This window comes from Allobosea sp. P2_A10, from assembly GCF_056405115.1.
Genome location: NZ_JBFUCS010000010.1, coordinates 57,018 through 71,142 on the forward strand (window position 1 = coordinate 57,018; position 14,125 = coordinate 71,142).

General features: G+C 62.6%; 19 protein-coding genes. 7 read left to right on the forward strand and 12 right to left on the reverse strand.

The features are described 5' to 3' along the window. Positions 1-488 precede the first annotated feature (488 nt). The 7 genes from AC1DZY_RS15490 (at position 489) to AC1DZY_RS15520 (ending at position 5,547) form a co-directional block, all read left to right on the forward strand. Positions 489-734 carry a hypothetical protein gene (locus AC1DZY_RS15490; RefSeq protein WP_476821017.1) on the forward strand — a complete coding sequence of 82 codons (246 nt, stop codon included), beginning with the start codon at positions 489-491 and terminating at the stop codon, positions 732-734. Next, entirely contained in the window at positions 731-1,171 is a 441-nt protein-coding gene (locus tag AC1DZY_RS15495) for a hypothetical protein (RefSeq protein ID WP_476821018.1), read from the forward strand. The genes AC1DZY_RS15490 and AC1DZY_RS15495 overlap by 4 nt, the downstream gene beginning before the upstream one ends. Then, the gene (locus tag AC1DZY_RS15500) at positions 1,168-1,326 is read left to right on the forward strand and encodes a hypothetical protein (protein ID WP_476821019.1); all 159 of its coding nucleotides are present in this window, start codon (positions 1,168-1,170) and stop codon (positions 1,324-1,326) included. Before AC1DZY_RS15495 ends, AC1DZY_RS15500 begins: the two co-directional genes overlap by 4 nt. Further along, positions 1,319-1,663 (forward strand): hypothetical protein, encoded by a 345-nt coding sequence (locus tag AC1DZY_RS15505; protein ID WP_476821020.1) that lies wholly within the window; start codon positions 1,319-1,321, stop codon positions 1,661-1,663. Before AC1DZY_RS15500 ends, AC1DZY_RS15505 begins: the two co-directional genes overlap by 8 nt. Before the next feature lie 1,166 nt (positions 1,664-2,829). Further along, positions 2,830-3,888, forward strand: a complete 1,059-nt coding sequence (locus AC1DZY_RS15510) for a hypothetical protein (protein WP_476821021.1) — start codon at positions 2,830-2,832, stop codon at positions 3,886-3,888. After that, positions 3,864-4,478: a hypothetical protein gene (locus AC1DZY_RS15515; RefSeq protein WP_476821022.1), complete on the forward strand. Its 615-nt coding sequence runs from the start codon at positions 3,864-3,866 to the stop codon at positions 4,476-4,478. Before AC1DZY_RS15510 ends, AC1DZY_RS15515 begins: the two co-directional genes overlap by 25 nt. Positions 4,479-4,953: 475 nt before the next feature. Further along, positions 4,954-5,547 (forward strand): DUF2939 domain-containing protein, encoded by a 594-nt coding sequence (locus tag AC1DZY_RS15520; RefSeq protein ID WP_476821023.1) that lies wholly within the window; start codon positions 4,954-4,956, stop codon positions 5,545-5,547. Between the two features lie 28 nt (positions 5,548-5,575). Here AC1DZY_RS15520 and AC1DZY_RS15525 read toward each other — a convergent pair whose 3' ends face one another. The 12 genes from AC1DZY_RS15525 to AC1DZY_RS15580 all read right to left on the reverse strand — a co-directional run bounded on the left by AC1DZY_RS15525 (position 5,576) and on the right by AC1DZY_RS15580 (position 14,100). After that, a complete protein-coding gene (locus tag AC1DZY_RS15525; RefSeq protein ID WP_476821024.1) occupies positions 5,576-6,325 on the reverse strand; it encodes a hypothetical protein in 750 nt (249 codons plus the stop codon). Further along, the gene (locus tag AC1DZY_RS15530; RefSeq protein WP_476821025.1) at positions 6,322-8,811 is read right to left on the reverse strand and encodes a phage tail length tape measure family protein; all 2,490 of its coding nucleotides are present in this window, start codon (positions 8,809-8,811) and stop codon (positions 6,322-6,324) included. The genes AC1DZY_RS15525 and AC1DZY_RS15530 overlap by 4 nt, the downstream gene beginning before the upstream one ends. Before the next feature lie 4 nt (positions 8,812-8,815). Beyond that, positions 8,816-9,436, reverse strand: a complete 621-nt coding sequence (locus AC1DZY_RS15535) for a hypothetical protein (protein ID WP_476821026.1) — start codon at positions 9,434-9,436, stop codon at positions 8,816-8,818. Next, positions 9,436-9,870: a hypothetical protein gene (locus AC1DZY_RS15540; RefSeq protein ID WP_476821027.1), complete on the reverse strand. Its 435-nt coding sequence runs from the start codon at positions 9,868-9,870 to the stop codon at positions 9,436-9,438. Before AC1DZY_RS15540 ends, AC1DZY_RS15535 begins: the two co-directional genes overlap by 1 nt. Further along, a complete protein-coding gene (locus tag AC1DZY_RS15545) occupies positions 9,867-10,298 on the reverse strand; it encodes a hypothetical protein (RefSeq protein ID WP_476821028.1) in 432 nt (143 codons plus the stop codon). Before AC1DZY_RS15545 ends, AC1DZY_RS15540 begins: the two co-directional genes overlap by 4 nt. 122 nt (positions 10,299-10,420) lie before the next feature. Continuing rightward, complete coding sequence (locus AC1DZY_RS15550; protein WP_476821029.1) at positions 10,421-11,113, reverse strand: HK97 family phage prohead protease; 693 nt, start codon at positions 11,111-11,113, stop codon at positions 10,421-10,423. Continuing rightward, entirely contained in the window at positions 11,113-11,742 is a 630-nt protein-coding gene (locus AC1DZY_RS15555; RefSeq protein ID WP_476821030.1) for a hypothetical protein, read from the reverse strand. The genes AC1DZY_RS15550 and AC1DZY_RS15555 overlap by 1 nt, the downstream gene beginning before the upstream one ends. Before the next feature lie 54 nt (positions 11,743-11,796). Beyond that, on the reverse strand, positions 11,797-12,096 hold the full coding sequence (locus tag AC1DZY_RS15560; protein WP_476821031.1) for a hypothetical protein: 300 nt from the start codon (positions 12,094-12,096) through the stop codon (positions 11,797-11,799). A 6-nt stretch (positions 12,097-12,102) separates the two neighbouring features. After that, complete coding sequence (locus AC1DZY_RS15565) at positions 12,103-12,384, reverse strand: hypothetical protein (RefSeq protein ID WP_476821032.1); 282 nt, start codon at positions 12,382-12,384, stop codon at positions 12,103-12,105. A gap of 204 nt (positions 12,385-12,588) precedes the next feature. After that, positions 12,589-12,813: a hypothetical protein gene (locus AC1DZY_RS15570; RefSeq protein ID WP_476821033.1), complete on the reverse strand. Its 225-nt coding sequence runs from the start codon at positions 12,811-12,813 to the stop codon at positions 12,589-12,591. Positions 12,814-13,060: 247 nt separating this feature from the next. Beyond that, positions 13,061-13,876: a hypothetical protein gene (locus tag AC1DZY_RS15575; RefSeq protein WP_476821034.1), complete on the reverse strand. Its 816-nt coding sequence runs from the start codon at positions 13,874-13,876 to the stop codon at positions 13,061-13,063. After that, positions 13,873-14,100 (reverse strand): hypothetical protein, encoded by a 228-nt coding sequence (locus AC1DZY_RS15580; RefSeq protein WP_476821035.1) that lies wholly within the window; start codon positions 14,098-14,100, stop codon positions 13,873-13,875. The genes AC1DZY_RS15575 and AC1DZY_RS15580 overlap by 4 nt, the downstream gene beginning before the upstream one ends. Between the last annotated feature and the right edge of the window lie 25 nt (positions 14,101-14,125).

Consider the following 14,125-nt stretch of genomic DNA (forward strand, 5'->3'; position numbering starts at 1 on the left):
GCAGCATAATTTTTTCATCCCTGAGCTGCACGGGTAACATCTGGGGTAACGCGTTGGCGCGTAGGGCGTGCTGGCCTGAGCGAATCCGAGCCTGTTACCCCGGAATAGCGCGCGGTCGGATCTCTGCCGATACAGAGAATTGCCTCGCCAACGGGTAATCGCCGACCGATTGTTAGGTCAGCCCAATTTTCTTTTGAGCCTCACGCCAGGCCCCTCCCCATTCTCCGCAACGAATATGACGCCAGCGGCCTCGAGTGCCTTCTGGATCACAGCGATCGCGTCCGGCGAAACCGAGACTGCGCGGTCGCTCTCAGCCCGCTTGATCGTGGGGAGGCTCAATTTGGTTGCCGAAGCTATGTCAGCCTGAGAAAGGCTGACCAAATGCCGCCCCGCCCGAATTTGCGCTGGTGATGGCAAGGCTCTTGATCCCTAAGTGTCAATGTGTCATTGATACCTACGTATCACGACCACCCACTAGGAGCAAATCAATGACGACGGACCCGATTCCGGCGAGCGGCAGCGCTATGCCAAAAATCAACACGGACGCGCTCGACGCGATCCGCTCTGATCTCACCCATCTTTATCACCTGCTCAACGCAGCGGTCGCCGATCTGATGGACGCGCCGCGGCCGGCCGAGATGATCGGGCAGCTCGATCGCCTTGGCGCCTTCCTGTGGATCGCCCGGGACATGGCGCAGGCCGCAGAGCACAATCTCGGCGAGGCGCTGTCATGAGCACCTGGAACGATTGGATGGAAGAGAAGCGCCAAGCTGCATTGAGGCTGGCGCATATCACAGAGGCCGGGAAGGTGCGCGCCCTGTACGATGCTCTCTGCGTTGTCGCCGACACGCTGTCGGCATTCCAAGCGCAGCCGCGTTTTCTGATCGAAGAGACGTCGGCCTACAACGCGGCCGGCCAGTATCTTGAAGGCCTTGAGGAACGCGTTCTGGCCGACGTCGACGCTCTTGTCGCGACGGCCAGGGCCGCCGTTGATCACCCAATGCAGCCGATGTCGCGGGACCAGTTCAACCGCGTGCTGATCCACTATGACGCCCGCTGCGATCAGCCTGCGGATGAGATCGCTGTTCTAGCTTCGACGCTGGCCGTCCGAGGCGATCGGATCGAAGCCGCCGTGAGGCGCCGCGAGATGCAGGAAGGCGGTGCGCCATGAGCGGCGCGGATCTCATCCTGCTCCGCAATCAGGTTAGCGAAGCGATCGAGCGCCTCGTCGCGCTGATCGACGCGATCGACGGTGATCCTGATTTCGAGATCACCTGCGAGGACGAAGGCGCTCAGTGCGACGACGAGGGAGCGCTCTATGCTTGACCCTGTCCAGCGCTGCCAAATCGCGATGGCCGTAGTTCATCTCTGCGTCGACATCGGCGACGACGACGGCGCCAGGGAAGAGCAGGACGAGTTCGACGGCGCCCTGACGGTGCTGATCGTGACGCCGCCTACCAGCCTGCAGGACGCGTCGGACCGGCTCCGCGTTCTCGCCTGCGTCGGTAATGTCTACTGCCAATGTTCCACCGTGGGAGAACGCGTCAGGGAGGGGATGATCTGCGTCGCGTCGTGGCTGGCGCGCACAGACGCTTTAGCGAAAGAAGCCAGTTGCTTCGGGGGTGGGGTGAGCTTATCCCCGCAACTCACAAATCAGCACTAGATGTCGTGTCCACAGGGGATTAAAGGCGCAACAGCTTGCGGAAATGCATAAAAATCGCGTATCAATGTGCCGCAGCGCATCCCGCGCTGCCCGCTCTGGTAGCGGCAAAACAAAAGCCGAGGCAGAGCCCCGGCTTCAAGTTGATTGCTACTCGCTCGCGCAAGCAGCCTCCTTAGTTCGCACTCCTCTTAAACGAGGATCTGGGGTCAGCTGTCAAGCGCGAGCGGGTATGCATCAGAAAGGCACTCCCGTGTTCGCCTACGTTATCACCTACGATCTTCGATCAGAACATCGAGACGCTCATTCGGCGTTTCTTCGACACGCTCCCGGCTACGGTCTGTCCTCATGGACCGACTGCGGCGGCGAGATGGTGCAGTTGCCTAACACTACGGTGACAGGGAGCTTTTTGAGCCTCCCCGAAGCAGAGGCCGCTTTCGACAAAGCCCTGCGGGCAGCAGCATTTGAACTCGCTTCATCGATCTACCTGGTGAAACAGTTCATCATACCGCAGGGGGCGGCTGGCGTTGTCCTTTCGGACAATAAGCGTCCGAAAGTTTCGCTCGCTAATCTGTTCAGCGCGCTTGCGCCTACGCCTGCGACTGGGCCGCTATCTCGGCTTGGAAGCATCCGGGCTTAATTCAAGAAAGCCCTGCCGGAGCGATCCGGCAGGTGTCTTATGGATGGGGTTCAGCGTTCAAGTGACGTACAGGATTCAAACGGCACGCTGAACGCCACGGCCGGCCTGAGTTGACATTGCCCCGCCCTGCCCCAAGACCAGAAGCGCTCGCAGCCTCCCCCGGTCGCGGGCAGGCCGCTGGCGCGCTTAGGTCACTATGTGCGCCGGCGGCCACTCTCAAACGGAACCTGCCCACGCTCGCTCAGTTGAAAAATTTGCCCGTGGCGCATCGTTGGCGCGGAGGCGGCCCATGCTGGCGATCGCAGCCGATGCGGGCAGGCCGTCGGTGCAGGACCTCAATCCTCACCGGCGGCCACCGGGCACCGCCATTTTGCGAATAAATCGCCAGGCGGTGCAGCGTCAGCCCGCAGACCGTGGGGAACTGGCGGCGCCGTCATAGCGCCACGGTGTGCATCGCGCGGACGTTTTTATTGACTCCTGCTATCTCAACGTAGCGGAATGCTCTCAAGAGTTGAGGGCGGGATTCGGCATGACGAGAGAGATCGCCCGGTCAGTCATCTTGAACCGGGTACTAAATCGAACGGTGACGCAGGCCAGAGGCCGCACTCCGCCGTTCCATTCTGGCGAAGAACTGCTCGACCTGATCGCCCATTTGGCGTCTCGCGGGCAAGGTTTTGAGAGCTTTTCAGGCGACGACGAAATCACTGATGATGCTCGTTCTCCCACTGGAAGCTTTATTCGTATCCGGCAAGTCGTCAAAGAGCCCTCCGAAGACGATCTGATTTATACGTTTCTCATCGAATTCGTGAATGATTCTTTGAAATCATTCTCTGTAGTTGATATTGAAACATTTGATGGGCGAGAGATTACAGCACGTCCTAGAGAACGGGGATCATTTTCAACTCACGTCTTGATGCGCTTGCCAAAGACCGGTGAAAAAGACCTAGCTGAGTATCGGTGCGCCATCGAATATTCTCCCAACGTTCGGCGCCTGGACATTCAGACACTTTTCGCCAGGCAGCTCCGCCGCATCGCCAAGGTTTCGGGGTGGGATTTCATCGAAGAGCGAACGGGCAAACGGGGGCAGGCCCTCAAGCCCAGTGCCTTCAAGTATCATCCGAAGTTCGAATTTGCGGTAGACGTCGGCCGCTCTATGAAAGCCCTTTCCGCCGGCCGGTCTCTCAGCCAAATTCTCCTAACGAAGAAATCTGAAAGGCAATCGATAGGCCTCCCGACTGAGATAAAGCATGTGGACGTGATCGCCGACGTCCAGATGCGGATATCAGGGAAGGAGGCGCCAGCCGACCCGCTGGAGCGTTCTACATGGCTCGACAGGCTTTTAGCTGCCGCACATGCTGACGGTTTTCGATCGAGGCTTTATTACAAGGGTACCGGCGGCAAGCCCGTGATTGGCTCGCTGGAGCATGAGTTGGCATCGGCGATCGACTTGGCGATGTGTCCTCGCGAAACAATTTCGCTCGCCGTCGAACCGCCACCTTGGCGCGCTAGCCTGGACGCTGAAACCAAGAGCAAGATGATCCTCTTGCTGCGGGACGATAAATTATGGGCACGACACCCAGGCGGCTGACTGATGTAACGACTGGGGTCCGCCAATCGCGGCTTCGGTTGCTCGCGCCCCTGCGCTATCTCATGATCCATCACCCCGAGAAAGCCAAATTCGATCTTTGGTATCCTCTGGCATTTGCGGTGGTTGGCATCGCCGCGCATGTCGCGCTGTTTCCTGACCTAAGCTTTTTTGGCGATGGCGGCCTTCTAAAATTTGCGCGCGATCTCCTCATAATGGCGGTGCCTTTTCTCGTCGGCGCCTTGGCATCCGTCGCAATGGGCTTACCCGGCAATCACATCGACAAGAGGCCCATCGGTGCGGACTTGTTGCTTGATGAACGGAAACTGACCCTCCGCCAGTTCGTCTGTTATCTCCTCGGGTACCTCAGTTTTTTAGGTATCCTGACCCTTGGCGTTTCGGTGGCTGCAGACCTCGTACGACCGACTATCGCCATATGGCTCGCTGGCGCCCCATCGGCCGCTCCGGTGATCCTGAAAGCGATGGCATTCGGCTATTTCGCTCTTCTCTCGACTTTCACGATCACTCTGCTATGGGCCCTTTATTTCCTCACAGATATTGTCAATCGGCCCGCTGTCGAGGACGATATCTGACCGATTAGACCCGTCGGCGCCAATACATCCACGGCCTGAGGCGGGATGCCACGATTCTAAGCGAGAGGGCATAGCAAATGGCGCTGGCAAAAGAAGGTTGGACTGTGCAGGTGCAGACGTCCCTCCCAGGTGCGACCCCTAGCACGTGGTATTATCACGTCGGCTTCGATACCGAACCGGAATGCGAAGGTGCTGCTCGCATCGATCCTCGCGTTGAGCCCGGTTCCAAAATTCAAGCCGTCCGCCGGCTCACAGTGGGCGATATTGCGGGGCTCAAACTGCAAGAAGAAGAGGTCCGGGATGCCGATGGGCCCCCTCCCGCCAACGCTTCTTGAACGAACCTGAGATCGCCGCCCGCGCCAGTACATCCGTGGTCGCGGGCAGGCCTGTCGGCGAGGTGCTGACTACGGAATGATCAGGCGGACAAAGAGGGCCAGCGGTTGATCCAGCGGCAGGGGCACCCTACCTCCAATGCATGATCGAAAAACGGGTTAGCAAGGTTATCGCACTCACTGCGGTGATCGCCGCCGTTGTCTACTGGTGTTCGCCCTATCTCGCTGTGGCGCGTTTTGCTAACGAGGCGGAACGGGGCGATAACGCTGCGGTTATCCAGCGCCTCGACATCCCGCGGCTGCGGAACTCCTTTGCGAGGCAGATCGTTCGGGCCTATCCCGTGGACCCTGGCTTGGTATCGAGCCTCGATCCCGTAACGCGACAGGCTGCGGGGCTCGTGGCGGTGGCCTTCGTCGATGCCATTATCGAGAAACACTTCACCCCGGAGGCGATTTTGCGCGTCCTGGCAGCCCGGAGAGGATCGCCGCTGGCCGGTGCGGCCGGCGTCAGCCTGCCGACCATGCTCGCTTTGGGCGGGGCTTGGGACATCTTCATGGCCTCCGGCTTCACGGGTCCGGTTTCGTTCTCGGTGGAGGCCAAGGCTGAAGCCGGGGGGATCTACCGCTTGGGATTCCGTTTCATCGGTGGAACTTGGCGAATGGTCTCGTTCGGGTTGCCGTCCGATGTCATCGCACAAACCATCACCTTGCTGAAGGCGCGCACCCAAGGTCGGTAAAGAGCAATAGCGACGCCGCGCGCAGTGATCAGCCTGCCTTTGCCGTGGCGCGCTGCACCTGCTTCATGCGGCGCTGCTGTTCGCGCGATATCGGGACGACGTTGGCCGGCGGGTTCGGGTCTATGTGCTCGCCGACGCGATCATGCCAGGTCCGGACGATACGCTGCGCGATGCCATGCTCTGTGACCTGGGTGACGATCGCCTGCCCACCGACGCAGTGGCGCTCGGGCAGGCTCGGGTCCGTCCCCAGCCGCGTGCGATAGCCACGCTGGATTTCCATCACCTTCAACAGCGACGCCTCGATGTTGCTCTCGTCGAAGACGCCGTTGATCAGCACGCCGGCGGCGACGAGATCATGCAGGTGTGGGTTCGGCCCGATGATGACCGCGCCGCCCGACCAATCGAACGCGGCGCGGCCGGGGACATCGATGCTTGCCATCTGAATTGCGATCACCGCCTTACGGCTGTCGGACCAGCCGATCGCCGAAAGTTCGAACTCGCGCTCCATGGCTTCGTCGTTGTCTTGCTCTGCGAACCACGGCGCAATGAAGCCCGGGCTCTCAATCAGATTGTCGAAGCTGCTCACCATCAGGTCGATGCGCGACGCCAGCGCCGGAAGCGTCGAGATCAGGCCGCGCGTCGCCATCGCCATCCGCAGGCGCGGGATGGCGATGCTTTTCGACACGAAGGAATTCACTACCCCGTCGTCGTCATAGGCGGCCGTATCCGTCATCAGGAGCCCACGCGGCCCCGATGCGAAAAGATTGATCGCGGTCATGCGGCTTCTTTCTGCTGTTCGGGTTCCGGCGCCGGGGCGGGCTTAGGCTTGACGCCAAAGGTCCCGGCAAGGCCAGCGATCGAGACCAGGCCGCCCGCTAGCTGCTTGCCGTCGATGCCGAGACCAGAGAGGAAGCCGCCGCCGCTGTCATTGCCGGCGGCACGATGGAATCCAGCTTCGAAGCCGACGGCCGAACCGGACGCCGTGCCCTTTGAGACGGCATCCTGAAGCGGCTTCAGGTTTCCGCCAGTGAGCAGGCCCAAGAGCCCGCCCTGCCCATTTTTCTCCTGCGGCGCCAGGCCAGAAATACCCGCGAGGCTGCCCTTGCCGGATATCAGCGCGTCCAGCGATGACGAGAGGAAGCTCTTGCCCAGGCCCTTCAGCGCGGCATCGATCCCGCCGCTGCCCGTCAAGAGTTCCTCCGCGAAGGATTTGAAGCTGCTCCCGATCGCGTCGAAGCTCTCTTTGAGACGCCGGTTAGCCTCGATCGCATCCTCGGTGGCCTTGCGCTGTACCGCATACGCATCGGCCTGCTTCAGGATGGTCTCGGTGATCCCGTCTTCGTCGGCACGGCCCGCGCTCGCCGCAGCGCGACGCAAGCGATTTGCCTCCGTCAGGCGATAAACCTCGACGGACGTTTTGCCGGCCTGATCCTGTTGCAGCTTCAGCTCTTCGATGGAGTCTCGCGACTTCGCCAAGGCGTTGTCGAAGGCATCCGCAGTGTCGCTGGCTGCCGAGCCGGCGGATTTCGATGCGCCAGCCATGGCGAGCGCGCTTGCCTGTGTCGCACGCCGTTCCGCCTCGCTCTTGCCAATCACTTCGCCGACGAGATCCAGCGTCTTCTGCTTTGCGGCAATGGCTGCCTTGTCCGCGTCCGTCGTCGCGTTCTTCGCCTCAAGCGCCAGAGCGTCCTTCTGCCGGAGCAGTTCGGTGCTGCTGATAAGCTTGCCCTGGCTGTCGGTCAGCGACGACACGGCACGGTCATAGGCGTCGTACGCCGTCTTGACCTGATCGACGTTCGCGAGATCCCCCGGATTGGCCAGCGCTGCGCCGAGTTTGTCGCGCTTCTGCCGCAGCTCGTCGAATTTCGCGTTTAGCGGATCGAGAGCCCGCGCGATCTCGCCAGCGGCGATGCTGGTCTGGCGCGCGGTCGCCTCGCGCGCGACATTGGAAGCTGCCTGACCCTCGCGCCGGATTTGCTCGCTCATGCTCTCGATCTGCGCGTCGAGATAGCCAGCCGCCGCTTTGCCGCGTTCGGTCTTGCCGGTCGGCCCGTCAACGATCCCCTGCCGCTGGCTGATCAGCTTCTGATAGGTCTCCTGCGTCGATGCCGCGCGTAGGGCATTGGCCATCGCACTGGCGGCCCCCGACGCGGCCGAGGCAACAAACTGCCAGGCCCGACCAAGCACCGTCGTGCGATTGGCGGCGTCGCTGATCGACGGGCCGAGCGCGTCCATCAGCGAGCGCTGCGCCCCGTAGTGGTCATTGGCCTGTACCAGGTCGACGATGTTCTGCCGGATGCGGTCGGACAGGAAGCCGAGCTTGCCATTGAGCTCGTCGGCTCCCTTCACAGGATCCGCAAAGGCGGCCGCAAGCTGGCTCGTCGCTTCCTTGGCGTCGACGCCTATGACGGCGGCGAAGTCCTTCGTCTTCGTGATGATCCCTTCGAAGTTCTCGACGCCGATCTTTCCGGTGGAGGCGAGAGCGGCGGTGATGTCTCGCGCCATGCTCTCCGTCACCTTGCCGCTCGATGCCGCCTGTGTGGCGATGCGAGCAAGGCCGTCCACCGTCGCACCAGTGCTAGCGCCAAGGCCCAGCAGCGACCGGCGCAGCGCCTCCGCCTCGTCATTGTACCTGACCAGCCCAACGACGCCGGTGGCGCCGATCGCCAGCAGCGCAGCCGCCGCAGCGGTCGCGGGGCTGATCAAGCCGACGAGATAGCTACCGATCCCCGCCAGCGCGCCGCCGACGCCCGCCGACGATGACGAGAGAACCTGCTGAACCTGGCCGCCTTGTTGAGCGAGGATCATGAATGGCGACTGCCCAGAGGCGAGCCCGCCGGCGATGTCATTTAGTTGATATCCGAGGTTCTGAACCTGATGGCCGGCCAAACCCGTCGCCTGCGAAAACCGGCTTGCTGCAACGGCATTGTCGTTCATCGCGGCGCCATGCTGCCCGAACCGGGCGCGGGCCCGCTCCAGTAGCTCACCCTGGCGCTCCAGCGAGATCAGCCCCTGGCCACGCGCTCGATCGAGATCCCGCTCGACTTTCGCCAGTTCCTGCGTCGCACGATAGTGCTCATCATACCTGCGCTGGATCGACTCGACCCGCTTTTCGAGGCTGATCGTGGCGCGCTCGGATTGCTGAGACGCGGCCGCGACGCCTTGATGCGACCGGCCGAGCGCGTCGAGCTTCGCTGCCGTCTCCGCCACGCCAGACGCGGTCGCAACGATGTCGATGCGCTGGATTGTTGCAAGATCGGGCATCGGGCTACCTCATTGTCACGACGATGGCGGGAACACGCGAAGCACTGGCGGCCTTCCGCGTGCCGCCACCGATCGAGGCGCGATAGCTGAAGCGGATGCTCGCGACATTGCCGAAGCGGCGCTGCGCGGCACGGGTCGCTTGCTGAAAAACCGCATCCGTTCCGGGGACGCGCATCGTCATCACGCCAAGCTCGATCTTTCTCGAATAGGGCAGCGGGTTGAGGAAAATCAGTTCTTCGGCACCGGATACGTCCTCGCCAGGCGCGACCTCGCGACCGTCGGCGAACAGCTTGTGCGACGCCTTGTAGTCACCAGAATCGACCGGACTGACCCGCTGCAGTTCCGCCAGGATGAATGTCGCGATGTCGGTCGCGATCTCGAACGTAAAAACGATGCGGCCGCCATCGGCGCGTACCTGATCGAGCGGCTTGCCCTCGCTGCCGTCCACAAATTGCCGATGCGCGGGGACGCGGCCGAGCGCGCGCTGATTTTGGGCCTGAGCATCCTTCAGAGCTTGCCGCGCATATGCCGCAACTGCTGTGCTCTGCGCTCTCGGCGATATAGCGTGATCGACGACGAGACGGAGCGTCTGCTCAATGGGCTGGATTCGAGTCGCGACCGCCATCACGCCGCCTCGCGATCTTGCTTCGCCAGCCAGGCGCTCGATTTCCCGACGCGATCAGCAGCCCAGATGACAGCGTTGCGGAATAGCCGGAACCGTGGCTCGAGGATCAGCCGCTCGGCCGTGTCGCGCGAATACAGCACGGGCTCGCCGCCATCCGTCAGACCGCGCCAATCGAGCAGGACGGCCTCGATCAGCACACGCGACAGTGCGGCAGGGTTCGGCCGAGCCATCAATTCCCGGACCATTACATCGGGCATGTGCTGATGCCGCAAACCGCTTTCGCGCATCCGCGCTACGCGAGCGCGAACTCTCTGCGCCGCGTCGCAATCCAGCCCGCGCACCAACAGCTCCAGGTCGCCCATCTCCGGGATCCCAGAAACCCAACGGCCTTCGTTCTCGGCCGCGATGTCGATGCGCAGATCCGACAGGTTCACGGCGCCTTGGCTTTCTTCGCCAACGCCGCCGCCTTGCGCTTGGCGGCCCGGTTTGGCTTGGGCTCCTCCGGCGGTTCAAATGCCGTTGCGATCGCCGCGGTGTAGGCGTCGAAGTGTGCGCAAAAAGCGTCCTCAAAACCGGCGACATAGGCCTCCAGCCCCTCGCCATCCGCGCCGCGCCCGGCCAGATCGAGCAACTTGTCGCTGACAAGCACCATCCGCTGCCGCTCGGATTCGACGTTAGCGGCCTGCGTACGGGCCTTGCCTGCAGCGGGCTGGCAATAGGCCGTCCGCGCCTCTGGCGTCATCGCGATCAGCGCACGCATCTCAGGGTCGTGGTGATCGCGGATGCGCTGCCGGGCGAAGTCCTTGCCGTCGATCCGGCCGATGGCAGCACACTGGTCTGTCGTCAGGGTGGCGCTCGTCATCGGTTCGGTCTCCTCATGATGCTGAAGGGGTGAGCAAAAGCGCGCGACGGGCTGGAGCCCCCCGTCGCGCGCTGCTCAGCGGCGCTACCCTCATCCAGACCAGCGCTGCGAGGTGGTGGTGCTCAGACGAGGGCATGGGTTAGCCGATCGCTGAAGGCACGCATTTGAATTCGGAGTTTTTCAAAGGCCTCGTCGACGAGGAGACCGCCTGTCCCGGCTTTGGTCAGTGAACTGCCGTCATCCTGCTTCAGGACGGCGAAGGCCTGAGGAACCGCGCCACGATCGACGAGGGAGATTTCGACCAGGTCGCAGTCGTATAGGATGCGGACCGAACAGCCCTCGATCTCCTTCGTCTCTGCGTCGCGGATCTCGTACCCAACCGACATCCCCGCCCGGCCGAGCCGGCGGACCATCATCTTCGCCAGTGTGCCGTTCACGGTGGAAGGCAGCAGGCACTTGAAGGCTAATCCCTTGTCGTCGGAATGCAGTTCGAGAGCGTCGGCGGTCGTGGCGACGAGCTTCGACTCGTCATGGTGCATTAGCAGCCGGACGGCGCGGCCGGAGCACAGGGTCCGGGCGAAACAGCCGACCGCGAAGACGTCGACATGGCCCTTATATTCGTGGGCCTTGTTGAAGCGAGTGGCATAGCCGGCGATGACATCGCCTCCGCTGGACACAGGCCAATCGAGCAAGCGCAGCGGGACCAGGCCATCAGGCCGACGGATCTTCGTCTCGCCGTCCCAGACGACGTTACCGTGGCCGAACCGCTCAAGCAGAGCGTCTGTCTCGGGACTGTAGGCACCGCGGGCGATCATCACCGATACGCCTTCGGCAGTTCGTCGGCCGCGACGTACCCGACGCTCACAAGCTCGCGCATCCATCGCGCCAGCTCGCCATCGCGACGCTCCGGCGCCACGCCCATGAAGTCGGGCCGGCGAGGCTGCAACCGGCCCATCGCGACGTTGTCGGCGATCAGGCGGTCAAGCATCGCCTCGTGGCGCGTCCAAATCGCATGCACCTCGACGAGCTTGCCGAACAGTGCCCGCATGATCTCGCGATGCTCGCCGGCGAGGCCGTCGCAGACGATAGCCGACGCCTCGAGCCAGGCAGCGCGCTCCTGATCCGCCACGATCGCGATCGCCTGCTTTACGTCTTCGATCTCGGCCCGCATCTCGCTAAGCAGATCGCTATCGCTTTGGCGAAGCGACGGAGAGACCAGTCCGGCCAGGCCGGCGACGCGATCCTGGCGAGGGGGAGGCTCGTACCCCGCGCCACCGATGCAGCGCTTCAGGGTTTCGGCGTATGTAGCCTGCAGCTCGCGCTGCCTTTCCAGCAGCGCCACATGACGCAGGCGAGCGTCGCGATAGGGCGCATGATCGTCCAGAGAGGGCCACGGCGCAGGAGCAGGAGCGGATGGCAGGAAGTTGCGTGTCAGAGCGTTCATGCGGTGAAGTCCCTCGATTTCGGAGACCATCGCAGCTCAGCAGATCCACTAAAATTATGGTGGCAGAATTTTTTTGCGGTGCTTCCGACGAAGGCGCTCCGCACAGCTCTTCGCCTTTCGGCGAGGCCCATATGCCTTTGCCACGGCCAGAAAGCCGGCCGTCAGGCTCTTCACCGCACCCGTCGCAAGCATGTTTTCAGCCTCTGCTATCGCGGTGTCGTCGTCTATCGGGGGCCGGCCAGGCGGCGTGCGGATCATGCGCGCGGCCGAGAGATACCGGCGCTCCCCGGTCACCCCGGCGACATGGTCCAGGAAGGCAGCAACGTCCTCCGGTTTGAAATCATACCGCGCCATGGGCGATCACGCGCGCTGCGATGTCAGGTGCAAATCCTTCGACAGGCGTCGCGCGGTGGAAGTCGTCGCCTCGATCTGGCGCAGCACGGCGAGCTTGTCGCTCGGGAACGGCGCTTCAGGCAGCATGTCGCGCAGATCGTCGAGCCGGGACCGCGCCGCGACTAGATCGCAGAGCGCGTCGAATTCAATCGACTGGACGGGCCTCCCGGCATCAGAACGGGCCTGAATCAGCCTCCGGAACGTCGTTTTCTCCGCCTTTTTCATCCACGACGGCGGGGTTAGCTGCACCCCAGACTCTGATTTCATTGATCAATCTCCAGTATGCCGCAGTGAAAAATCCGCTGTGATCTGCATTTCTGCGCATTAATTCAAAGCTGCCGGCCCGAAAAACGCGGCAGCATTATTCAGCGCCCTAAATTTTCTGCACGTGAGACCGGAAGCGGTGGAGGCCCCTTAACGTCCCAGACATTGAAGATGGGGGTGGGGGTCTCGTCATCCGCTGCCCCCCGGCGCGGTCTCAATGCGCTGGACAAGGCAGCGCCCGAATTCGTCCCGGCGCAGTAACAGCGCATCGGTGATGTTGCCGCGCTCAGCGACCTCGCGAGAAGGCCAGGCGGCAATCCAGCCGGCGCGCGGGCGATCAGGCTCGACCCAAACGAGCCGGAAGCCATGATGGTCGTTGATACGATGCCAGCCGGTGGCAATCGGTGTCATCATGCCCTTACCCCTTCGACCGACGCGGGCATGTACGTCCCCGGGGATGCGGGGTGGCGACGCGGGAACGGCAGGATCGGCGCCGGCGCGAGTTTACCTCGCTGCCTCGCCACAGCGCGGTCGTAGCCAGCGAGCGGCTGCAGGCTGATCGCGTGCCATCGCGGAAGCTCCTCGCGCTTTGATCTAAAGCTAACGACTTTCTCAGGCGGAAGGCGCTCAGCCCAAGAGAACAAGTCAGATGCAATTTCCGTCATGCCGATGCCCTCCTGGCAGCAGCCCGCCGCGCGAGAGCTTGCTCGCGGGCATGCAGGATTTCGGGTTTGCATTTTTCCGCACCGAACACGCGGACACGCTGAAGCGCGTTGGTCAGCAGGCCTGGCGGCACGTAGTCGGCCAGATCGCGGCCGTCGGCTTGGTCCCCAGCGCCAAGCACCACCATCATGGCGAGCTCATCACGATCGGGAGAAACATCCTCGTGCGTGCGCTCTGAGTATAACCTCCCCTCGGTAGCAGAATTTGAGGGTGTTTCTGTTGAGGGTGTTATGAAGGTGTACGGGGGGTCCTGCATGACGGACTGTCCGACATCCCCATGACGGACTACCCCGGTATGCGCATGACGGACTGCATCAATCGGTTGCGGCTCCTGTAGTCCGACATCCCCATGACGGACTGCGGCCTTCCGAGCGCGCCACGCTGCGGTGGTCTGTCTGCGTCGCTGAATACGTTTTGAGCGCAGTTCATCAAGCCCTGCGACCAGCGCCATGGCGGCCTTGAGATTGATCGTGTACTCGGTCGTCCGGTCGCCTGACCCTGGCTTGACGGTCCAGTACCCAATAGCCTGAAGATTGCGCCTGTTGGCCTTGCAGGTGGACGGGCTGCCACAGCTCGGCACCTCGGCCATGATCGTCTCATCGCCGATCACCGCCACACGCGTCGTCTCGTTCATCGCTTTGAGCACGCGAACGAACATCCGAAACTGTCCATCCGTCACGCGACGATCGGCGCAAATCCGATGCTGCAGGTCCAGCTTCTGGCTTGTGAAGCTCTTCGATGGCGCTTCGCTCACAGGGGCGCCTCGAGGCTCATCAAGCGGCGGCCGACCAGAGCGACCAGCAGCTCGGCTTGGCCGGGCCCGATCTCTAAGATGGCTGCCTGCTCGCGCAGGAGGTCGGGCCGCGGATCGAGCCCCAGGGCCCGCACGGTGGCGATCGTCGCGTCCACGTTCGCGAGCGTGTCGTGGTCGGTCAGCAGAGCGTCGAGCGCTGCGGGGCTGAAGCTGATTTGCTGCATGGCCGCGTCTCAGGCCACGCGGGAA